This window comes from Pseudomonas sp. CFSAN084952, from assembly GCF_009648855.1.
In the GTDB taxonomy this organism is placed as follows: Bacteria; Pseudomonadota; Gammaproteobacteria; order Pseudomonadales; family Pseudomonadaceae; genus Aquipseudomonas; species Aquipseudomonas paracarnis.
The window spans coordinates 4,618,454-4,638,573 of the sequence record NZ_CP045767.1; the positions used below are offsets into that span (position 1 = coordinate 4,618,454).

Annotated in this window: 19 protein-coding genes; 9 read left to right on the forward strand and 10 right to left on the reverse strand. The window is 59.9% G+C overall.

The features are described from left to right. The first annotated feature begins 8 nt into the window (after window positions 1-8). Window positions 9-2,978 (forward strand): membrane-targeted effector domain-containing toxin, encoded by a 2,970-nt coding sequence (locus tag GH769_RS20955; protein WP_063613469.1) that lies wholly within the window; start codon window positions 9-11, stop codon window positions 2,976-2,978. Between the two features lie 27 nt (window positions 2,979-3,005). Here GH769_RS20955 and GH769_RS20960 read toward each other — a convergent pair whose 3' ends face one another. The 4 genes from GH769_RS20960 to GH769_RS20975 all read right to left on the reverse strand — a co-directional run bounded on the left by GH769_RS20960 (window position 3,006) and on the right by GH769_RS20975 (window position 7,239). Further along, a complete protein-coding gene (locus GH769_RS20960) occupies window positions 3,006-5,189 on the reverse strand; it encodes a xanthine dehydrogenase family protein molybdopterin-binding subunit (RefSeq protein ID WP_032904165.1) in 2,184 nt (727 codons plus the stop codon). After that, the gene (locus GH769_RS20965) at window positions 5,186-6,175 is read right to left on the reverse strand and encodes a xanthine dehydrogenase family protein subunit M (RefSeq protein WP_020301733.1); all 990 of its coding nucleotides are present in this window, start codon (window positions 6,173-6,175) and stop codon (window positions 5,186-5,188) included. Before GH769_RS20965 ends, GH769_RS20960 begins: the two co-directional genes overlap by 4 nt. After that, complete coding sequence (locus GH769_RS20970; RefSeq protein ID WP_014720030.1) at window positions 6,172-6,696, reverse strand: (2Fe-2S)-binding protein; 525 nt, start codon at window positions 6,694-6,696, stop codon at window positions 6,172-6,174. Before GH769_RS20970 ends, GH769_RS20965 begins: the two co-directional genes overlap by 4 nt. Before the next feature lie 96 nt (window positions 6,697-6,792). After that, complete coding sequence (locus GH769_RS20975) at window positions 6,793-7,239, reverse strand: DUF4879 domain-containing protein (RefSeq protein ID WP_032904196.1); 447 nt, start codon at window positions 7,237-7,239, stop codon at window positions 6,793-6,795. 188 nt (window positions 7,240-7,427) lie between these two features. Here GH769_RS20975 and GH769_RS20980 point away from each other — a divergent pair, with 188 nt between their 5' ends. Both GH769_RS20980 and trmA read left to right on the forward strand, forming a co-directional pair. Beyond that, the gene (locus tag GH769_RS20980) at window positions 7,428-8,723 is read left to right on the forward strand and encodes an NCS2 family permease (protein WP_003194342.1); all 1,296 of its coding nucleotides are present in this window, start codon (window positions 7,428-7,430) and stop codon (window positions 8,721-8,723) included. Further along, window positions 8,720-9,799 (forward strand): tRNA (uridine(54)-C5)-methyltransferase TrmA, encoded by a 1,080-nt coding sequence (trmA, locus tag GH769_RS20985; RefSeq protein ID WP_032904164.1) that lies wholly within the window; start codon window positions 8,720-8,722, stop codon window positions 9,797-9,799. Before GH769_RS20980 ends, trmA begins: the two co-directional genes overlap by 4 nt. 55 nt (window positions 9,800-9,854) lie before the next feature. On the opposite strand, the gene GH769_RS20990 is transcribed toward trmA, so the two are convergent. The 3 genes from GH769_RS20990 to GH769_RS21000 all read right to left on the reverse strand — a co-directional run bounded on the left by GH769_RS20990 (window position 9,855) and on the right by GH769_RS21000 (window position 11,056). Next, complete coding sequence (locus GH769_RS20990; protein ID WP_032904163.1) at window positions 9,855-10,319, reverse strand: DUF2442 domain-containing protein; 465 nt, start codon at window positions 10,317-10,319, stop codon at window positions 9,855-9,857. Then, window positions 10,316-10,744 (reverse strand): DUF4160 domain-containing protein, encoded by a 429-nt coding sequence (locus GH769_RS20995; RefSeq protein WP_019818036.1) that lies wholly within the window; start codon window positions 10,742-10,744, stop codon window positions 10,316-10,318. Before GH769_RS20995 ends, GH769_RS20990 begins: the two co-directional genes overlap by 4 nt. Window positions 10,745-10,828: 84 nt before the next feature. Further along, entirely contained in the window at window positions 10,829-11,056 is a 228-nt protein-coding gene (locus tag GH769_RS21000) for a hypothetical protein (RefSeq protein ID WP_133244219.1), read from the reverse strand. Window positions 11,057-11,095: 39 nt separating this feature from the next. Between GH769_RS21000 and aroQ the strand changes: the two genes are divergently transcribed. After that, the gene (gene aroQ, locus GH769_RS21005) at window positions 11,096-11,542 is read left to right on the forward strand and encodes a type II 3-dehydroquinate dehydratase (RefSeq protein WP_032904162.1); all 447 of its coding nucleotides are present in this window, start codon (window positions 11,096-11,098) and stop codon (window positions 11,540-11,542) included. Continuing rightward, complete coding sequence (locus GH769_RS21010) at window positions 11,542-12,390, forward strand: shikimate dehydrogenase (RefSeq protein ID WP_032904161.1); 849 nt, start codon at window positions 11,542-11,544, stop codon at window positions 12,388-12,390. The genes aroQ and GH769_RS21010 overlap by 1 nt, the downstream gene beginning before the upstream one ends. 53 nt (window positions 12,391-12,443) lie before the next feature. Here the strand turns inward: GH769_RS21010 and GH769_RS21015 are convergent, their stop codons facing one another. Then, window positions 12,444-13,109, reverse strand: coding sequence for a TetR/AcrR family transcriptional regulator (locus GH769_RS21015; protein WP_014720036.1), 666 nt, complete (start codon window positions 13,107-13,109; stop codon window positions 12,444-12,446). A 77-nt stretch (window positions 13,110-13,186) separates the two neighbouring features. Further along, window positions 13,187-15,088 carry a 3-dehydroshikimate dehydratase QuiC gene (gene quiC, locus GH769_RS21020; protein ID WP_032904160.1) on the reverse strand — a complete coding sequence of 634 codons (1,902 nt, stop codon included), beginning with the start codon at window positions 15,086-15,088 and terminating at the stop codon, window positions 13,187-13,189. 226 nt (window positions 15,089-15,314) lie between these two features. On the opposite strand from quiC, the gene GH769_RS21025 reads away from it, so the two are divergent. Continuing rightward, window positions 15,315-16,649, forward strand: coding sequence for an MFS transporter (locus GH769_RS21025; protein ID WP_032904159.1), 1,335 nt, complete (start codon window positions 15,315-15,317; stop codon window positions 16,647-16,649). A gap of 1 nt (window position 16,650) precedes the next feature. Here GH769_RS21025 and GH769_RS21030 read toward each other — a convergent pair whose 3' ends face one another. Then, entirely contained in the window at window positions 16,651-17,529 is an 879-nt protein-coding gene (locus GH769_RS21030; protein ID WP_003194370.1) for a DMT family transporter, read from the reverse strand. 199 nt (window positions 17,530-17,728) lie between these two features. Here GH769_RS21030 and GH769_RS21035 point away from each other — a divergent pair, with 199 nt between their 5' ends. The 3 genes from GH769_RS21035 to GH769_RS21045 are packed head-to-tail and all read left to right on the forward strand — an operon-like array spanning window position 17,729 to window position 20,050. Beyond that, entirely contained in the window at window positions 17,729-18,142 is a 414-nt protein-coding gene (locus GH769_RS21035; RefSeq protein WP_014720039.1) for a lipoprotein, read from the forward strand. A gap of 45 nt (window positions 18,143-18,187) precedes the next feature. Further along, window positions 18,188-19,075, forward strand: coding sequence for a neutral zinc metallopeptidase (locus GH769_RS21040; protein ID WP_014720040.1), 888 nt, complete (start codon window positions 18,188-18,190; stop codon window positions 19,073-19,075). After that, entirely contained in the window at window positions 19,076-20,050 is a 975-nt protein-coding gene (locus tag GH769_RS21045) for a lipoprotein (RefSeq protein WP_032904158.1), read from the forward strand. The last annotated feature ends 70 nt before the right edge of the window (window positions 20,051-20,120 follow it).

A 20,120-nucleotide genomic window follows, 5' to 3' on the forward strand; every position in this document is an offset into this window, starting at 1 on the left:
GGTTTTTCATGCTAGTCGGCTCCCCTCGCCCTAACACCTACCCCGCACTGCCCGAGCCTGCTTCGGCAAATGTTGGTCAGCGCCAGAAACGCTCAATCGATTCCAGTCCACCTCAAAAACAGGAACTAGTGAAGGAGACCGTGCCAGACCCAGACTCAGGCAATGGATATACTCAAATCACTGTTAACCCTGATCCGGGCAAAAGCGTCGGGGTGGGGCAGAAAGCCCCCGCGACCGTCGACCTTGGCCCAAACACCAGCGTCGACCCAGTCACACAAAAGATAAGTGACGACTTCAAAAGCGTTCAACAAGAAGCCTCGATTTACCTGAAGAACAAATTTGCCGAGATGGCGGCCAAAGCCAAGACCCCTGCCGAAAAAGAAAAGTGGGATATAGATCCCGATAACACCTACATAGTGACGTACGACTACAACACCCAGGGTGAAAGACCTTATCCCGCGAAAATCATCAAGCGCATCTCATTGACCGAGGCACTCATTACCAACGATCAGGACGTACCAAAGGGTAATGGTTACCCAGTCGCTTTCTACCCAGGCGGCCCTGAGGTCATCGTTAAGCCTGAATTAAAAACGCATACACCTGGCATCTTGAGCTTCAGCCGGTTCAACCCCTACACTGAAAAGGCTGACACTACCCATACCTTTCAAGGCATTTACCGAGAGTCCGCCGAAGAACCTGCACTGGTTTACAACGCAGGAAACCAGAGTGCGCTCACTCCCGATGAGTTCAGGAAAATGATTTGGAAGGCGGACTATAAAAAGCCTTACGATCAATTCCTGAATGAGTTCTGGAACCAGAACGAGAAAAACTATCCGTTACTCTCCAAAGCGTCTCTGATCAAGGCCGCCAAAACCCAGCATCAAGAGCACAGCCTCACTAAGGACGCCCACGACTTGGTCATGCGGGCCCTCGGTTTGTCAGGCGAAGAGACCGCCTGGCCGGACATCAAACTTGAAGACCTGCAAAAAAAACCTCCAAAAGATCCCAACATCGAAATGGGGATGCTGAAAGTCGGAAACTTTCAATCTACCGATCTTATGTACATCACGGACAAAAAGGTCAGATACGATGCCAACGGCAACAAGCTCCCACCCCTGACGCTTTTGTACATACCCGGAAACTCTTCCCCCATTCACACCTTCAACAGCCAGGCTGAAATGAAGGCATGGTTCGCCAAGCAGATGGCCGATCCCGTGAAGCGCGAAGCGATGGTCGCGCACTTCCCCCTCAAAGATAAACCTAACGGCTATGCGCAAGCAGGCACAGAAGAGACGCTGACCGGGCTCGGTACCTGGCCTGAAAAGCGCGAGACCCCGGGAGGGTTATTGTCCTATGACCATCGGGCGTTCAGCGGTTACTGGGACCCACAAAACTACATTAAGGCAGAACCCAGCCATTCGCCCTTCGATGAACTCACAAAGCGTCAGAAAGACCGATCTTATGCAGATGCTGCCGTGGATATCACCAGTGACAGCGACGTCACCAAGAAAAATATTCTCTCTGGTTTTGAAAAGGCTACAAAAGTAGCGATGTTCCTGACTCCACTGGCTTTCGCGATGCCTGAAGTGGGACTGGCATTGGATGCGTTCTATCTGGCCAGCGGAGCCACCAATACGGGTATTGGTATCGATGACAAAATACATGGCAAACCGACTGGCAACCAACGAATCATATTCGGCGTGTTCAATGCCGCAACTGTGGCGATACCGCGTATCGTAAAGGCTGGCAAAGCGGGGGAAGGTGCCGTTAACGAACTCAAGGCGCCTACGGTAAAACCCGGCGAGGCACCTTCGCCCCCCCACTACCCGCCAGATACCGCCCCCCCTGTAGGGGCCGGCGAATCGACAGTCAATCGTCTACGTCCATCTCAATGGAAGGACATCAGCAGCCATGTGGTACCAGAGGGTGAGCAACTGATCTCAGGCGTTACCCCAAACGCCAAAGGCATCTATCAAATCAAGGGGCCCAACGGCGAAGACCGATGGATGATCCGAATAACCGATGACGCAGGAAACAGCCAAGTACATGAGATCGACGGCCGGTTTAAGCTCAGTGATGGTTATGCCCAGATCATTGACCCATTGACCAAAAAACCTGTGATGACCGTGCAGGCCACTGCGCAGGGAGAGTGGACGCCGATCAATGGGCCTGGGGGGATAAAATTCCCTTGGCAATCAGGAAGCTCTCGAACGCAGCCATTTGATCCCGGCGCTTACGACTATCCCCGCGAGGGGGAAGCCTCTTCATCAGAAGCGTCCGGGAAAGTAGATAAACGGCTGAAGCAAGATGCAGATCACTACCTAAAAAAAGCAAAACCGAAAACGATGCCCATTCATTCGGACCTGCCATCCAACACACCGCCCAAAGAAGTCATCAATTCCGTACTCCAAAAATCACCCGGTATGATTTTTGGCGAAGACCATACGCAATCGGCGGTGTTGCGAGTGCTTATGGATGAAGCGCCTACATTCAAAGCCAATAATGTGAGCCTGCTGTATTCAGAGGGCTTTGAACACTCTTTGCAGCCAGACCTTGATAGGTTTTTCGAGACGGGTGAGTTTTCTCAAGCATTGAGGGAACGGTTGAGGTTAATTGACCGCGCGCATGTCGCCCATGAGCCCTACACCAATAAAAATCTTCTTCTGACGATGCGAAAATATGGCATTCGAGTTAAAGCAATTGACGTGCCCTCGGTGGAGCCCATCGCCAGGCGTATTAAAAACATGAACTATTATGCGGCCAACGTGATCGAGCAAGATCAAGCTGCCGCCCCCCGAACAAAATGGATTGCACGGGTCGGCAGCTACCATGTGTTTAAGTATAAAGATGTTCAAGGCCTCGATACACTGACAGGCGCAACAGGGGTTACTGTGGACAACGCGCCTGCGAATGTCTCAACCTCTGTCGTTCAATCCCGAGACAAAACGCAGATCTATATTGACCTCGCAGAGCGTTGAAAATGTGCAACCCCTTAAGGGGCTGTGTCAGAGCACCTTATCCAGCGTTACAGGAAACTCCCGCACCCGCTTGCCGGTGGCATGGTGAATCGCATTCGCCACCGCCGCCGCCACGCCGACGATACCGATCTCCCCTACGCCCTTGGAACCCAGCGCATTGACCACCTCGTCGTGTTCTTCGACAAACAGCACGTCAATCTCGCCGATATCGGCGTTAACCGGGATGTGGTATTCGGCCAGGCTGTGGTTCATGTAGCGTCCCAATTGGTGGTCGACCTGAGTCTCTTCATGCAGCGCCATGCCAATGCCCCATACCACGCCGCCGAGGATCTGGCTGCGGGCCATCTTCGGGTTGACCACGCGCCCGGCGGCTACCGCGCTGACCACACGGCTGACCTTGATGGTGCCCAGGTCTTCATCGACGCGCACTTCGACGAACACCGCCGAGTGGGTAGCGCTGGCATAGCTCTCGCGCTTCTTGTCGGGCTCGCTGTCGACCTGTACCTGCAAGGCTTCTTCACCGCTGTCCTTGACCAGTTGCGCCAACGACACACTCACGTCACCGCTCTGTAGCTGGCCGTCTTCAAACCGAATGGAATCGGCATCCTTAAATACCGGGTAAGTCTGCCGGGCGATCTCCAGCAACTTGGCATTGAGCGCTTCGCACGCTTGCTGCACGGCGGTGCCGACGGAAGACACGGTAAACGAACCGCCCTGCAACGGCGCCGTGGGCAATGACGAATCCCCCAGCAGAAAGCTGATATCGGCCATCGCCACGCCACTGGTTTGAGAGGCAATCTGGGTCATCACTGTGTAGGTGCCCGTGCCGATGTCCGTGGTGGCACTGCTCACGGTGAGTTTGCCGTTGCTATCGATGCGGGCCTTGGCGCTGGCTTTCATCTGCATGGCTTCCCACACCCCACCGGCCATGCCCCAGCCGATCAGTTGGCGGCCGTCACGCATGCTGCGCGGTTCCGGGTTGCGCTGGCTCCAGCCGAAACGTTCGGCGCCTTCGCTGTAGCACTCGCGCAGGGCCTTGCTCGACCAGGGTTTGTCTTCGTTCTGGTTGCGTTCGGCGTAGTTGATCAGGCGCAATTGCACCGGATCGATGGCCAAGGCGCAGGCCAGTTCGTCCATGGCGCACTCCAAGCCAAGCACGCCAAGTGCTGCACCGGGAGCACGCATATCCAGCGGAGTAAAGACGTCCAGCGGCACCAGCTTGTAGGTCAGTTGCACGTTGTCGCAGTGATAGAGCATGCCGCTCCACTCCACCACGTGCTCGCTGAAATCCTCAAAGCGCGAGGTCTGGCCAATCGCGGTATGCCCCAGCGCCAGCAAGCGACCATTGGCGGCGGCGCCCATCTGCAAACGCTGCAAGGTGCGCGGACGATAGCCGAAGGTGAACATCTGCTGGCGCGTCAGGGTGACCCGCACCGAACGCTTGAGCGCCATGGCCGCCATCACCGCGAGCGGCAATTGGTATTGCGGGCGCAAGCCCGAACCGAAGGCGCCCCCGACAAAGGCAGCGAAGATGCGCACCTGGTTCTTATCCAGGCCGAAGACTTTTTGCACATAGGCCTGGCAGTTCTGCGGGCCCTGGGTTTTGTCGTGAATATGCAGGGTGCCGTCGGGCTGATACAGCACGGTGCTGGCGTGGGGCTCCATCGGGTTGTGGTGCTCGATGGGCGTGCTGTAGTGCAAGTCCAGACTGATTGCGGCACCGGCCCATTCAGCCTCGAAGTTGCCGCGCGGTTTGGGTGGGGTCTGGGGCGACGGGTGCGCCGCCGCTTGCTGGGTGAGCAGGTCGGTTTCGAAGGCTTCAGGCGCGTAGTCGATCTGCACCAGCGAGCCGGCGTGCCGCGCCAGTTCGAGGTTATCGGCAATCACCAAGGCCAGGGGCTGGCCACTGTAGAGTACGCGGTCGTTATACAGCGGGCGAAAAGGCGAGCCATCGGCCGCATCGGCATCGGCGAACGCCTCATCATAGCTGGCGATTTTCGGCCGATTGAGGTGATGGATCACGTCCACCACACCCGGCAACGCCAACGCCTTGGACGCATCGATGCGCAGCACCCGGCCTTTGGCGATAGTGCTCGACACCACGCTGCCATGCAGCAGGCCGTCCTCGGGAAATTCACCGGCGTAGCGTGCTTGGCCGGTGACCTTGAGCAGACCGTCGACACGGTCCAGGGGTTTACCGATGGCGCTCATGGCTGTTCTCCTGCGACGGCGGCGTCGCTCAGGGCACGAATGATTGCGCGTCGCGCCAGCTTGACCTTGAAGCCGTTGTGTTCCAACGGTTCGGCGTCTTGCAGCAGGGCGTCGGCGGCGGCGCTGAAGGTTTCGCGGCTGACCGTGCGGCCGATCAGCAAGGCTTCCACTGCGCGGTCACGCCAGGGTTTATGCGCCACACCGCCGAGGGCCAGGCGGGCGTCGATGATTTCATCACCGTCCAGCTCCAAGGCGGCAGCCACCGAAACCAAGGCGAAGGCATAGGAGGCACGGTCGCGGATCTTCAGGTAGTGGCTGTGGCGGGCCAAGTGATCGGCGGGCAGTTCAATCGCGGTGATCAGCTCATCGTCGGCCAACTGGTTGTCACGTTGCGGCGCATCGCCTGGCAAGCGATGGAAGTCGGCGAACTCGATCACCCGCGCGCCGCCGCGTCCTTCTACATGCACCCGCGCCGCAAGCGCCGCCAGGGCCACGCACATGTCCGAAGGATGGGTGGCCACGCACTGTTCACTGGCGCCGAGGATCGCATGGATACGGTTCAAACCGTTGCGCGCCGGGCAGCCGCTGCCGGGCTGGCGCTTGTTGCACGGCACCGCGGCGTCGTAAAAGTAATAGCAACGGGTGCGCTGTAACAGGTTGCCGCCGGTACTGGCCATGTTACGTAACTGCGGCGACGCCCCGGCGAGGATGGCCTGGGACAGCAACGGGTAACGCTGCTCAATGAGCGGGTGCCAGGCCAGGTCGGCGTTGCTCACCAACGCACCAATGCGCAGGCCGCCCTCGGCAGTTTCTTGAATGTCATGCAGCGGCAAGCCGGTGATGTCGATCAGGTGCTCGGGATGGCTGATGTTTTCCTTCATCAAGTCCAGCAGGTTGGTGCCACCGGCGATAAAGCGCGAGGCGGCGCTGCTCATCTGAACGGCCTGCTGCACATCGGTCGGCCTGCTGTAGTGGAAGGGGTTCATGATTCACCTCCCTGGCGACGGCATGCCGGCAGCGCGTCTTCGATGGCATCGCGGATGTTGTTGTAGGCGCCGCAGCGGCACAGGTTGCCGCTCATCAATTCCTGTATCTGCGCACGGTCGTGGGCGCGGCCTTCATTGGCCAGGCCCACGGCAGAACAGATCTGGCCGGGGGTGCAATAGCCGCACTGGAACGCGTCGTGCTGGATAAAGGCCTGTTGCATGGGGTGCAGTTGGTCGCCGTCAGCCAGGCCTTCGATGGTGGTCAATTCGGCGCCGTCGCACATCACGGCCAGGGTCAGGCAGGCATTCACGCGTTTACCGTCACGCAACACGGTGCAGGCGCCGCACTGGCCGTGGTCGCAGCCTTTTTTGCTGCCCACCAGGTCCAACTGCTCACGCAGCAAGTCCAGCAAGGTGGTCCAGGGCAACACGGTCAGTTGGCGAGCCTGGCCGTTGAGTGTCAGGCGTATCGGGTGGGCAACGAACGGCTGGGCCGCCGCGCCATGGGGGGTCGCGCTCATAAACACCTCACGGGTTGGTGTACATCCGCGGCGTTCAGGAAAATCGCCGTCTTAGGGGTACGACTTCCGGGTGTTTTGAGCGTTCAAGATGATTGATCAGCGGATATTGAGCTGGGCTTTCAGGGCGTTTTGCGGTGGGTTGATCGAGGTATTGGTGAATTCGAACCAGCCCTGGGCCTGGACGTTCAGGTCGAACACATAGATGTAGCCCATCAAGGTGCCCACGCCGTTGCACGCCTCACTGATGTTGCCGACCTGGCACACCGCTGTGCGTTGCCCATTCAACTCTGCGCCGTTAAAGCGGCCCATGGGGCTGTTGCCCAGGCCGACTTCCATCACCGAGACCTGGGTGGGCCCGCGGTGCTCGCACATCTGGGTGGTGTTGACCCGCTCCGGGATCGCTTCGCTGCAGTCGGCCGATTCCACCTTGAACACCCGCACCTCGCTCAAGGCCGGTGCAGTCGCGCCCCACGCCGGTGCTGCGCCCAGCCACAGGCCGATACTGGCGATCAGAGCTAGACTCCACGGGTTGGCTTTTTTCATGCTGTCGATGACCGGCTGTTGAACGTCGGCGCAGTATGCCTCAAGCCCATGCGCCACACAGCCTCGGCTGCTGGTATGATGCGCCGCTTTTTCCGATCCTCTCTGAAACCACAAGCGTTTGGCGCAGTTTGTGCTTTGACTTAGAGGTCAACAAATCACGACGCACACTAGCGTCACAGGGAGCCGGCATGCTGGAAAAGCTGTTTCAACTCAAAGCCCACAACACCAATGTGCGCACCGAGATTCTCGCGGGGATCACCACCTTCCTGGCCATGGCCTACATCCTGTTCGTGAACCCGAGCATCCTCGGCGAGACCGGCATGGACAAGGGCGCGGTGTTTGTCGCCACCTGCCTGGCGGCGGCCATCGGTTCGACCGTGATGGGCCTGATCGCCAACTACCCGATTGCCCTGGCACCGGGCATGGGCCTCAACGCCTTCTTCACCTACACCGTGGTCCTGCACATGGGCCACACCTGGCAGGTGGCGCTGGGCGCGGTATTCATTTCGGCGGTGCTGTTTTTCTTGCTGTCGATCTTCCGCATTCGTGAGTGGATCATCAACGCCATCCCCCTGCCGCTGCGCTCGGCGATTGCCGCCGGCATCGGCCTGTTCCTGGCGCTGATCGCCCTGCATAACGCCGGTATCGTAGTGAGCAACCCGGCCACCATGGTGGGCCTGGGCGACCTGAAACAACCGGCGCCGATCCTGGCGACCCTGGGTTTCGTGCTGATCGTCGCGCTGGAAGCCCTGGCCGTACGCGGCGCGGTGCTGATCGGCATCCTGGCGGTGACCGTCGCCTCCATCGTCCTGGGCTTCACGCCGTTCATCGGTGTGACCTCAGTACCGCCGTCCCTGGCGCCGACCTTCCTGCAGTTGGATATCAAGGGCGCGCTGGACATCGGCCTGGTCAGCGTGATCTTCGCCTTCCTGTTCGTTGACCTGTTCGACAACTCCGGCACCCTGATCGGCGTCGCCAAGCGCGCCGGCCTGATGGGCAAGGACGGCCATATGCCGAAAATGGGCCGTGCACTGATCGCCGACAGTACCGCTGCCATGGCCGGTTCCCTGCTGGGTACCTCGACCACCACCAGCTACATCGAATCGGCCGCAGGCGTGAGCGCCGGTGGCCGTACCGGCTTGACCGCCATCGTGGTCGCGATCCTGTTTTTGCTGGCGCTGTTCTTCTCGCCATTGGCCGCCAGCGTACCGGCCTATGCCACCGCGCCAGCCTTGCTGTTTGTGGCGGTGCTGATGAGCCAAGGCCTGGCCGAAATCGACTGGGACGACATTACGGTGGCAGCGCCGGTGGTGATCACCGCCCTGGCGATGCCCTTCACTTACTCCATCGCCAACGGCATCGCCTTCGGTTTCATCGCCTGGACCGCCATCAAGCTGCTTTCGGGCCGCTACCGTGAGCTGAACCCGGCACTGGTGATCCTGTCGATCCTGTTTGTGATCAAGCTGGGTTGGTTCAACGCATGACTTTCGACGCCGCAAGCTACACCGCTCAACTCCAAGACAAGGTCACGCGCCTGCGTGACCTGCTGGCACCGTTCGACGCGCCCGAGCCGCAGGTCTTCGACTCGCCGCTGCAGCACTTCCGCCTGCGCGCGGAGTTCCGCCTGTGGCGCGAAGGCGGCGAGCGCCACTACGCGATGTTCTCCCAGGAGGACAAGCGCACGCCGATCCTCATCGAAGAGTTCCCCATCGCCAGCCAGCGCATCAACCAGTTGATGCCGCAACTCAAGGCCGCCTGGCAAGCCAGCGCCGCCCTGAGCCACAAGCTGTTCCAGGTGGAGTTCCTCACCACCCTGGCCGGCGACGCGATGATCACCCTGTGTTATCACCGCCCGCTGGACGAACATTGGCACACCGCCGCAAACACATTGGCCGCTGAGCTGAATGTGAGCATCATCGGCCGCTCCAAGGGCAAGCGCGATGTGATCGGCCATGACTACGTGGTGGAGAAACTCGACGTCGGTGGGCGCACCTTCAGCTACCGCCAACCCGAAGGCGCGTTCACCCAGCCCAACGGCACGGTGAACCAGAAGATGCTCAACTGGGCCTACGAAGCGCTGGGCGATCGCCCGGACGATTTGCTGGAGCTGTATTGCGGCAACGGCAACTTCACCCTGCCGCTGGCGACCCGCGTGCGCAAGGTGCTGGCCACCGAGATCAGCAAGACCTCGGTGAATGCGGCCCTGAGCAACCTGGATGAAAATGGCGTGGATAACGTCACCCTGGTGCGCCTCTCCGCCGAAGAACTCACCCAAGCCCTGAATGACGTGCGCCCGTTCCGCCGCCTGCACGGCATCGACCTGAAAAGCTACGAATTCGGTAGCGTCTTCGTCGACCCGCCCCGCGCTGGCATGGACCCGGACACCTGCGAGCTGACCCGGCGCTTCGACAACATCCTGTACATCTCCTGCAACCCGGAGACGCTGGCGGCGAACATCGCGCAACTGCACGACACGCACCGGATCACCCAGTGTGCAATGTTTGACCAGTTCCCGTGGACGCACCATATGGAGTCGGGTGTGTTGCTGACCCGCCGATAAATCTGCGGGTTGTAGCAGCGAGCTTGCTCGCTCCTACAGTTCCCCTGTTGGTTATTCAAGTGTCTGTTTTCTCTGGGGGCTGCGGTACTTCCTTGCGTGGCCGCCCCCCCTTCTTGCCATTGGCCCGGGCCGCTGCGGTCTTGGCCGCGCTGCTTTTGCGACCATTGCGCGATGCCACCAGGCTGGTTGCCAGGTCCATCAGCGGCTGGCTTGTAGCGATCAACCCTGTGATCGAAACATCCAGGTCCTGCGCTTCACAGCTAATCGCCTTGCCTCCGAAAGTCACTTCCAACTGCTGGAAATCCTTCTCTGAAAACCCTTCGAACTCCGGCAGGCCAGCCACCGGCAACACCACGCGGCTGCCATCGCTGAAGCCAATGGAGAGGCAATCGTTTTCATAACGTACGTTACTGGCGTTGGCGTACAGGCGTTTCAACCTGCGTCCTCGGGCGATTGCCTTGTCAACGTCGGCTTCAGTGAGAGGTACATAAGGTGTGACTTTGGCTTTTATGAGTTTCATAAATTAATCCCCACGCAATCTGGCGCTCTTACCAGATTCAAAATAGTCCGTTGCGCTACGACATCGTGCCTGGCGCTGGCGATGACATAGACGCCGTGTCGAATGACCAATCCTGGAACCAACTCACCAGCGTCCCAATTCCAGGAATGATTCTCCAGGCAAACCGTCTGCAGTTTTTCCCACCAGATCCTGCGTGCCCGCGCCAAGTAGTGCCGCTGCATGATCGCCACGCGTATCTCCTTCAGAAGTGCTGTGGGTGGCCGCCTCCGTTCAGGCTCTACATCCCACAACTCAACTTCCCCATCCAGGAAACTGAAACGAAATCGCGCATCCCATCCCTTGCCCCTGACATGCACATGGGGCGGGCAATGCTCATCCCTGATAAACACCGAAATGACATAGCCTTTGTAAGCACCTACTCTCATCGTAACCCATCCGTTAGGTTATTTTCCGTCAGGTAACAATTTCCCTCTGCCACCCGACAACCGGCTCCTATTCCCGAAGCTGTTTCACAGATTAGTAAGCACAAAAAACCCGGCGAATGCCGGGTTGTAACCAGGGATGCCAACAACTGGAACTACCCGGCCAACGCTCGAAAGTCCGCCTCGTTCAGCAACCTCGCGCAATACTTCAACCGAATGCCCATCAGCCGGTAATCCAGCAATTGCACTGATTAAACGTTCGATCACCGAACAGATCCGCAGCCATCCATTGACCAAATTAACCAACCAGTACATTTTGACTCCACAACCAATAAGAACTGTGGAGAAGCCTCTATGCCGCCCATCGTGCTGGTGCTCAACGGCCCCAATCTCAACCTGCTCGGCACCCGCGAGCCTGCCACTTATGGCCATGAAACCCTGGCCGACATTGCCGCCCTGTGTGGTCGCAGCGCCGACAAGCTCGGGCTGAAGATCGAGTTTCGCCAGACCAACCACGAGGGCGAATTGCTTGACTGGATCCACGGCGCCCGCAACCGCTGCGCGGGTATTGTGATCAACCCGGCGGCCTGGACTCACACTTCGATCGCGATCCGCGATGCCCTGGTGGCCAGTGAAGTGCCAGTGATCGAAGTGCATTTATCCAACGTGCATGCCCGTGAAGCCTTTCGTCATCACTCGTTTGTGTCACCGATCGCCCAGGCCGTGCTGGCCGGGTTTGGCAGCCATGGCTACCACCTGGCCCTGGAACATTTCAGCCTGACGCTGAAGGGACGCACGTAATGAAACCACGCATTCTCGCTGGCCTGATCGGCGCCGGCATCCAGGCCTCACGCACACCGGCACTGCATGAGCAGGAAGGCGACGCCCAAGGCTTGCGCTACCTGTATCGCCTGATCGACCTGGAGCCGCTGCACCTGGACCTCAAAGCCCTGCCGGAATTACTACGGGCCGCTGAGTTGATGCACTTCACCGGGCTGAACATTACCTACCCGTGCAAGCAGGCGATTCTGCCGTTGCTCGATGAGCTCTCCGATGAGGCCAGGGGTATTGGTGCGGTCAACACCGTGGTGTTCAAGGGCGGCAAACGCATCGGTCATAACACCGACTGCCTGGGGTTCGCCGAAGGCTTTCGGCGCAACTTGCACAACGTGCCGCGCCAACGCGTGGTGCAGATGGGCGCCGGTGGTGCGGGCGCGGCAGTGGCCCATGCACTGTTGGCAGAAGGCGTGGAGTACTTGAGCATCTTCGATGTCGACCGCACTCGCGCCCAGAACCTTGTGGATAACCTTGCCCAGCAGTTCGGCGTCGGTCGCGCTCAGGTCGGCAGCCACCTGGAAAGCGACATGGCCGAGGCCGATGGCCTGGTGAACACTACGCCGATGGGCATGGCCAAGCTGCCCGGCACGCCTGTGCCTGCGACGTTGTTGCGGGCTGAATTGTGGGTGGCGGAAATTGTGTACTTCCCGCTGGAAACCCAACTGCTGCGCGACGCGCGCGCCTTGGGTTGCCGTACCCTGGATGGCGGCAATATGGCGGTGTTTCAGGCGGTGAAGGCATTTGAGTTGTTCAGCGGCGAAGTGGCGGATGCAGGCAGGATGCTGGCGCACTTCCAGAGCATGAATATCTAGGGATGCAAACCCATCATGATCGTTCCCACGCTCTGCGTGGGAACGATCAGTTCTCAGGCTTGCAGGTAGCGCAACACCGACTCGCAAATCATTTCCCGATGGCGCTGCTTGATCGCCTCATCCGACAGTTCGATCTGGAAAATCTCGCTGAAGGTGTGCCGGTTGGACACCCGGTAGAAACTGAACGAGTTGATCAGCAAGTGCACATCCAGCGGCTCCAGCCCTTCGCGAAACAGCCCCAACTCAGCCCCGCGGCGCAGGGTCTCCCCCAACCCTTCCAGGATTTTGCTGTTCATCGCCTTGATGGTCTCGGTGCGTTTGACGTACTCGGCGTTGTGGATGTTTTCGATGCTGACGATGCGCACGAAATCCACGTTCTGGTCGTGGTGATCAAAGGTGAATTCCACCAGCCGGCGAATCGCCTCACGCGGCTCCAGGGCGGTGAGGTTCATGCGCGTTTCGGTGTTGCGGATATCACCGTAGAGCTTCTCCAGCACCTCGACGTATAGCTGCTCCTTGCTGCCGAAGTAGTAATAGATCATGCGCTTGGAGGTGTGAATGCGCTCGGCGATGGCGTCTACGCGAGCGCCGGCCAGGCCCTGTTGAACAAACTCGACAATGGCTTCCTGGAGAATATTCTCCCGGGTCTTTTCCGGATTGTTCTTGCGACTCTTGCGCGGTGCGTCAGCTACCGCGGGGAGATCGGGACTCGAGGTCATGGTGCGCTCACGGCCATTGTTGTGCAGGCGCTGATTATGGGCCGCGGCGCTCCCCGAAGGAAGCACCTGCCTTGCGGTTATAGCCGAGCCTGGCGTACCGCCCCACTGCGCGACTTGGCCATCGCCGCCAGACGCACCGCCACGTTGGCAGCGCCGTAGCCGGCATAGCCATTCTTGCGCTGGATGATCTCGAAGAAAAACCGCCCCTCGAACGCCTCGGTGTACACATGAAACAACTCACCGCCCTGGGCGTCGCGGTCGTACAGCACGTTGTAATACGCCAACTCACTGAGGAACTCATCGTCAAAATCAAAGCGCGCCGCCAGGTCGTCGTAATAGTTGAGCGGGATATCCAGCAACGGCACACCGGCCTCTTTGGCCCGGCGTACCTCGGCGAAAATATCCGCGCAATCGAAGGCAATGTGGTGCACGCCCGAACCGCGATAGCTGGAGAGCGCGTGGGAAATCGCGGTGTTGCGGTTTTCGGAGATGTTCAGCGGCAGACGGATCGAGCTGCAACGGCTGCGCAACGCACGGCTTTTCACCAGGCCGTAAGGGTCGGGCAGCACCACTTCATCGTCGGCTTCAAAATCCAGCAGGCTCTTATAAAACAATACCCAACTGTCGAGGCTGTCGGCCGGCAAGGCCATGGCCATGTGGTCGATGCGCAACAAGCCGCCGCTGGCGGGTGTGGCCGCCTGCAGGTTGAAATCGGTGTCGTACAGCCCGCCTTCGCTGGGGTCGACCAGGTAAATCAGGCTGCCATCCGGTGCACGCACGGCGGCCAATTCCAGTTCGTTGGGGCCGACCAGGCCGCGATAAGGCTGGCCCTTGTAGGCCACCGCCCGCTCCAGGGCCTTGGCACTGTCCTTGACCCGAATTGCCGTGGCGCACAGCGACGGGCCGTGGGCCTCGAAAAAGTTGTGGGCGAAGGAATAGGGTTCGCAGTTGAGGATCAGATTGATATCGCCCTGGCGCAACAGGCTCACATTCTTCGAGCGATGCTGGCCGGCCTTGGCAAACCCCAGGCGTTCCAGCCAATTGCTCAGTTTGGCGCCAAGGCTTTCATCCACGGCAAATTCGAGGAATTCGATCCCGTCGTACTCGCTGGCCGCCGGGGTTTCAAACAGGATGTCCACTGGCGCAGCGGGTGCCTCTTGCGCCAGGCGCTGGCGGGTTTTTTCCTCGAGGTACAGCAACGAGCGCAAGCCATCTGCCGCATTCGCACGAGTGGGCGCGGCGCGGAAGCCATCGTTGAAAATTTCCAGGGACAACGGCCCGGTGTAGCCACTTTGGATGATCGGCGCGAGAAAGCCCGCCAGGTCAAATTCGCCCTGGCCGGGGAAGCAACGGAAATGCCGGCTCCACTCCAGCACATCCATGGCCAGGATCGGCGCGTCGGCCATTTGCACAAAGAAAATCTTGTCGCCGGGGATCTGGGCGATGCCACTCGGGTCGCCCTTGAGCGACAAGGTGTGGAAGCTGTCGAGCAACACGCCCAGGCTTGGGTGATCGACCTGGCGCACCAGGTTCCATACCTGCTGCCAGGTGTTCACATGCTTGCCCCAGGCCAACGCTTCATAGCCGATGCGCAGGCCGCGCTTGGCCGCGTGTTCGGCCAGCAGGCTCAGGTCATCGAGCAGAATGCGTTCGTCACCCACGCTGTCGGCCGAGGCGTTACTGCACACCAGCACCAGGTCGGTGCCTAGCTCTTGCATCAGATCGAATTTGCGTTCGGCGCGCTCCAGGTTGCGCGCCAGGCGATCACGGCGGCAGCCTTCGAAGTCGCGAAACGGCTGGAACAGGGTGATGGCGATGCCGAGGTCGGCACACATCTGCCTAACTTCCCGAGGGCTGCCGTCGTAATACAACAAGTCGTTCTCAAAGATCTCCACCCCATCAAACCCGGCGGCGGCGATGGCTTCGAGTTTTTCCGGCAGGGTGCCGCTCAAGGACACAGTGGCGATAGAACGTTGCATGGAAGACTCCCGGCAATTGTTGTTTGTGGCAAATTATTCGCCCCCAGCCTACAGGCAGCAATTAAAATGTACGAACCGGTTAGTTTTTGGTGCGATTATCGAACACTAAGCCCCTTTGGCGAATTGACGACTTTTTAACCACTGCGCACCATCGACCGGGTAATTCGCTCACGTAACAAAGACCCAGAACACACCATAAGAATTTCAAAAAACGGGTACAAACCTCATGCCTCTGCAAAATTCAGCCCTGGCCGCGCGCCCGGGCAACCCGCACGCCGGCATCGGCGACAAGATCCGCGGTGCCCTGGCCGTGGGTAAAACGCGCTGGGGCATGCTGGCCCTGGTGTTCTTTGCCACCACCTTGAACTACATCGACCGCGCCGCCCTGGGCGTGATGCAACCGATCCTCGCCAAGGAAATGAGCTGGACGGCGATGGACTACGCCAACATCAACTTCTGGTTCCAGGTCGGCTACGCCATCGGCTTTGTGCTGCAAGGCCGCCTGATTGACCGGGTCGGCGTCAAGCGCGTGTTCTTCTGCGCCGTGCTGCTGTGGAGCCTGGCCACCGGCGCCCATGGCCTGGCCACCTCGGCGGTCGGCTTTATGGTCTGCCGGTTTATCCTCGGGCTGACCGAAGCCGCCAACTACCCGGCCTGCGTCAAGACCACACGCTTGTGGTTCCCGGCGGGTGAACGGGCAGTGGCCACCGGCATCTTCAACGCCGGCACCAACGTCGGCGCGATGATGACGCCCATGCTGCTGCCGTTGATCCTGCACGTGTGGGGCTGGCAGGCAGCGTTCCTGTGCATGTCGGCACTGGGCGGTATCTGGCTGGTGCTCTGGGGCTTGAAGTACTACAACCCGGAAGAGCACCCCACGGTTAAACAATCCGAATTGGACTACGTGCAACAGGAAGTCGAACCGGAACAACCCCGCGTGCCGTTCAGCCGCATCCTGCGCATGCGTGGCACCTGGGCCTTCGCCCTCGCCTACTCGCTGACCGCGCCGGTGTTCTGGTTCTACCTGTATTGGCTGCCGCCGTTCTTGAATCAGCAATACAACCTGGGCATCAACGTGACCCAGATGGGCATTCCGCTGATCATCATTTACCTCACCGCCGACTTTGGCAGCGTCGGGGGCGGGATCCTGTCGTCATTCCTGATTGGCCGTGGGATGAACTCGATCAAGGCGCGGCTGTTGTCGATGCTGCTGTTCGCCTGCTGCATCGTCGGCGTCATCATGGCGGCCGGCTCCAGCCAGCTGTGGGTCGCGGTGTTTGCCATCTCTCTGGCCATCGGCGCGCACCAGGCCTGGACCGCCAACATCTGGAGCCTGGTGATGGACTACACGCCCAAGCACATGATGAGCACGGTGTTCGGTTTCGGCGGCATGTGCGCGGCCATCGGCGGCATGTTCATGACCCAGATCGTCGGCCATATCCTCACGGTGACCAACAACAACTACACGGTGTTGTTCACCCTGATCCCGGCGATGTACTTCATCGCACTGGTGTGGATGTACTTCATGGCGCCGCGCAAGATCCCTACCGTAGACGTTTGATCTACCTGCGCCGCTGCTGCCAGGCAGCGGCCAACCCGCTCATGCAGATCACCCCGATACCCACCACCGTGGTCATATCGGGGGTATGGCTGAACACCAGCCAGCCCAACAACCCCGCAAACACGATCTGGCAATAGCCAAACGGCGCCAGCAAGGCCGGCGCCGCGAAGCGGAACGCCTGGGTGAGCATCAGGTGCGCGGTCATCCCGCAGGTGCCCAGCGCCAGCATCATCACCGCGTGCCACAGCGTCGGCACTTGCCAGAAGAACGGCACCATTGCACTCATCACCAAGGTGTTGCACAGGCCGGCGAAGAAGTTGCTGGTGGTCGGGCTGTCGTATTGGCTGAGGATGCGCGTGAGCAACTGGTAGAAGCAGAAGAACAGCGCCGAACACAGCGGCAGCAACACCGCCGGGGTAAACAGCTCGCCGCCGGGGTGGATAATGATCACCACGCCGATAAACCCGCAGATCACCGCTAGCCACTGGCCTCGGGTCACGTGCTCACCGAGCAACGGCACCGACAGCGCCGTCACCAGGATCGGCGCCAGGAAGTTCACCGCAGTGGCTTCGGCCAACGGGATGTAATGCAGCGCTGTGGTGAAGAACAGGCTGGTGCCCAACAGGCATAACGCCCGCACCACCTGCATGCCCGGCCGCTTGCTGCGCAACACGCGCAGGCCCGATTGCGGCAGAAAGATCCCGGCCATCAGCAAGGTGTGCACCATGTACCGCGCCCACACCACCATCACGATCGGGTAGAACCCGGCCAGGTATTTGGACAAGGCGTCGTGACTGGAGAACAGGAACGTCGCCAGCACAATCAGCAGGATGCCTTTGAACGGATGGTTGACGCCGGAGAGCGGGGTACTGACAGTCATTGAATTCTCTTGTGTGGCGAGCGGGACGCTGAGCACTGAACCAAGTCGCGCTCAACCCGGTAATCTAGCAGCCGGGCCGGAGTCTGCCCCAAGAGCATAACCAAACAACGGGCGAACAGCGCACTAAATCGATGGATCCGAGTCCAACGCTGCACGCTCGCCCCGGCGTTGCACACTATTTAACCAAGGCCTTGCCGCTATGAAAAAAATCCTCTTTGCCCTGTCTGCCCTCGCCCTGCTCGCCGCCTGCGATAAAACCCCGAAAGAAGCCCCCAAGCCCGCGCCGGCTTCCGTGCAAGCGACCCTGGTGCCCGAGACTCCGCCGACCGATAAATGGGTAGGCAAGTGGGTCGGTGTCGAAGGCTTGCACCTGACCATCGCCAAGGACGACAGCATTGGCCGTGGCCACTACCTGCTGACCATGCAATACGGCCTCGACGCCGATGACGCCGGCACCTTCAAAGGTGAGGCCACCGAAGATGGCATCGCCTTCATCCGCCCCGACGGCCCGCAGTTGTTGCGCGCTGGCGACGGCGCCGCCACCGGCTTGAAATGGCTGGCAGATAAAAAAGACTGCCTGATCGTCGCCACTGGCGAAGGCTATTGCCGTTAATACCGACCATAATCAATCACGGTTTGCACACAGAGGATTGCTCCCATGCTATGGAAAAAAGGCCGACGCAGCGACAACGTGGTGGATGCCCGTAACGACAGTGGTGGCGGCGGTGGCGGTATGCGCTTCGGCGGCGGCAAGGGCCTGAGCCTCACGGCCATCGTGCTGATCGTTGGCATTGGCTGGCTGACCGGCCAGGACCCGATGCAGATTCTTGGTCAATTGACCGGCCAGATGGAACAGGCGCCATCGGTCAGTACCCAGCCGCGTCAAGCGCCGCCAGCCAACGATGAGCAAGCCGACTTTGTGCGCGCTGTGCTGGGCGATACCGAAGACACCTGGGGCCAAGTGTTCCAGGAAAATGGGCTGGCCTATAAGAACCCGAAACTGATCCTGTTCCGTGGCCGGGTGAACTCAGCCTGTGGTGGCGCCACCTCGGCCAGCGGCCCGTTCTACTGCCCGGCTGACCAGCAGGTGTACTTGGACCTGGATTTCTTCCGGGAAATGTCGCAACGCTTCCAGGCCGCCGGTGATTTCGCCCAGGCCTACGTGATCGCCCACGAAATCGGGCACCACGTACAAACGTTACTGGGCATCTCGTCCAAGATCCAGGCGGCGCGCCAACAGGGCCGGCAGATGGAAGGCGACGGTGGCCTGCTGGTTCGCCAGGAGCTGCAAGCCGACTGCTTTGCCGGCGTGTGGGCCAACCATGCGCAAAAACGTCTGAACTGGCTGGAACCCGGCGATATCGAAGAAGCCCTGAACGCAGCCAATGCCATCGGCGATGACCGCTTGCAGCAACAAGGCCAGGGGCGCGTGGTACCAGACTCGTTCACCCACGGCACCTCGGCCCAGCGCGTGCGCTGGTTCAAGACCGGCTTCGCCCAGGGCCAGATCACTCAATGCGATACCTTCGCGGCCAAGAGTCTCTAAATGATCAAACGATGGGGGTTACTGCTGGGTGTGCTCGTGTCCTGTTGCACCTTCGCAGCCGAACACGGCGTCAAGGTGGTCAGCCCCGATCGCTTTCATCTGGAGGCCGGCGACCTCAGCCTGGGCCTGAGCCAGGATTGGCGCGAACCACTGCCCAAGGTCACACGCGCGTTGATCATCGTGCATGGCCGCCTGCGCAATGCACAAACCTACCTGCAAAGCGGCATCGACGCCGCCGAGCATGCCGGGGTGGGCGGTACTACGCTGGTGATCGCGCCGCAGTTTCTCAATCAAGCCGACGTGAAGCGCAATCACCTGGGCCACGAGGTGGTGCGTTGGACGGGTAACGACTGGATGGCCGGCGAAGCGTCCACCGGCCCAGGGCAGATCAGCTCTTATGGCGCTCTGGACCAGATCATCAAGCACTTGGGCAACCACAAACTGTTCCCGGCGTTGAAAGAAATCGTGGTCGCCGGGCATTCCGGTGGCGGCCAAGTGGTGCAGCGCTTCGCCCTCACCGGCCACGACCACCCGTTGCTGAATTCCGAGGGCATCCGCCTGCGGTATGTGGTGGCTAACCCGTCGTCCTATGCGTACTTCAGCCCGCAACGCCCGGTGACGTTCGACATCGCCAATTGCCCAGGCTTCAACGACTGGAAGTACGGCATGCAAAACCTGCCGGATTACGTGGGGGGCCGAGGTGCCCAGCAGCTGGAACAAGACTACGTCTCACGCGACATCACTTACCTGTTGGGCCAGCAGGACACCGACCCCAACCACCCGGCATTGGATAAAAGCTGCGAAGCCGAAACCCAGGGTGCGTATCGACTGCTTCGTGGCCACAACTACTTTGACTACCTCAAGCAGCGGCATCCGCAGTTGGGCCACCGGCTGGTAGAAGTGCCGGGGGTGGGACATGACGGGGACAAAATGTTTACCTCGCCAGAAGGAGAAAAGGTGCTGTTCGCCCATTAGCACCTGAAGGAACCTAATCAAAATGTGGGAGCTGGCTTGCCTGCGATGACGGACTGTCAGTTGATAAAGT

What these genes read in the sequence shown, in the direction of transcription:
- quiC (WP_032904160.1), bottom strand. Translation starts at nt 15,088, where the DNA reads ATGCAACGTTCTATCGCCACTGTGTCCTTGAGCGGCACCCTGCCGGAA.
- GH769_RS21000 (WP_133244219.1), bottom strand. Translation starts at nt 11,056, where the DNA reads ATGTACTGGTTGGTTAATTTGGTCAATGGATGGCTGCGGATCTGTTCG.
- GH769_RS20995 (WP_019818036.1), bottom strand. Translation starts at nt 10,744, where the DNA reads ATGAGAGTAGGTGCTTACAAAGGCTATGTCATTTCGGTGTTTATCAGG.
- GH769_RS21015 (WP_014720036.1), bottom strand. Translation starts at nt 13,109, where the DNA reads ATGACCTCGAGTCCCGATCTCCCCGCGGTAGCTGACGCACCGCGCAAG.
- GH769_RS21030 (WP_003194370.1), bottom strand. Translation starts at nt 17,529, where the DNA reads ATGACTGTCAGTACCCCGCTCTCCGGCGTCAACCATCCGTTCAAAGGC.
- aroQ (WP_032904162.1), top strand. Translation starts at nt 11,096, where the DNA reads ATGCCGCCCATCGTGCTGGTGCTCAACGGCCCCAATCTCAACCTGCTC.
- GH769_RS20955 (WP_063613469.1), top strand. Translation starts at nt 9, where the DNA reads ATGCTAGTCGGCTCCCCTCGCCCTAACACCTACCCCGCACTGCCCGAG.
- GH769_RS20980 (WP_003194342.1), top strand. Translation starts at nt 7,428, where the DNA reads ATGCTGGAAAAGCTGTTTCAACTCAAAGCCCACAACACCAATGTGCGC.
- GH769_RS21035 (WP_014720039.1), top strand. Translation starts at nt 17,729, where the DNA reads ATGAAAAAAATCCTCTTTGCCCTGTCTGCCCTCGCCCTGCTCGCCGCC.
- GH769_RS21040 (WP_014720040.1), top strand. Translation starts at nt 18,188, where the DNA reads ATGCTATGGAAAAAAGGCCGACGCAGCGACAACGTGGTGGATGCCCGT.
- GH769_RS21045 (WP_032904158.1), top strand. Translation starts at nt 19,076, where the DNA reads ATGATCAAACGATGGGGGTTACTGCTGGGTGTGCTCGTGTCCTGTTGC.
- GH769_RS20965 (WP_020301733.1), bottom strand. Translation starts at nt 6,175, where the DNA reads ATGAACCCCTTCCACTACAGCAGGCCGACCGATGTGCAGCAGGCCGTT.
- trmA (WP_032904164.1), top strand. Translation starts at nt 8,720, where the DNA reads ATGACTTTCGACGCCGCAAGCTACACCGCTCAACTCCAAGACAAGGTC.
- GH769_RS20960 (WP_032904165.1), bottom strand. Translation starts at nt 5,189, where the DNA reads ATGAGCGCCATCGGTAAACCCCTGGACCGTGTCGACGGTCTGCTCAAG.
- GH769_RS20990 (WP_032904163.1), bottom strand. Translation starts at nt 10,319, where the DNA reads ATGAAACTCATAAAAGCCAAAGTCACACCTTATGTACCTCTCACTGAA.
- GH769_RS21025 (WP_032904159.1), top strand. Translation starts at nt 15,315, where the DNA reads ATGCCTCTGCAAAATTCAGCCCTGGCCGCGCGCCCGGGCAACCCGCAC.
- GH769_RS21010 (WP_032904161.1), top strand. Translation starts at nt 11,542, where the DNA reads ATGAAACCACGCATTCTCGCTGGCCTGATCGGCGCCGGCATCCAGGCC.
- GH769_RS20970 (WP_014720030.1), bottom strand. Translation starts at nt 6,696, where the DNA reads ATGAGCGCGACCCCCCATGGCGCGGCGGCCCAGCCGTTCGTTGCCCAC.
- GH769_RS20975 (WP_032904196.1), bottom strand. Translation starts at nt 7,239, where the DNA reads ATGAAAAAAGCCAACCCGTGGAGTCTAGCTCTGATCGCCAGTATCGGC.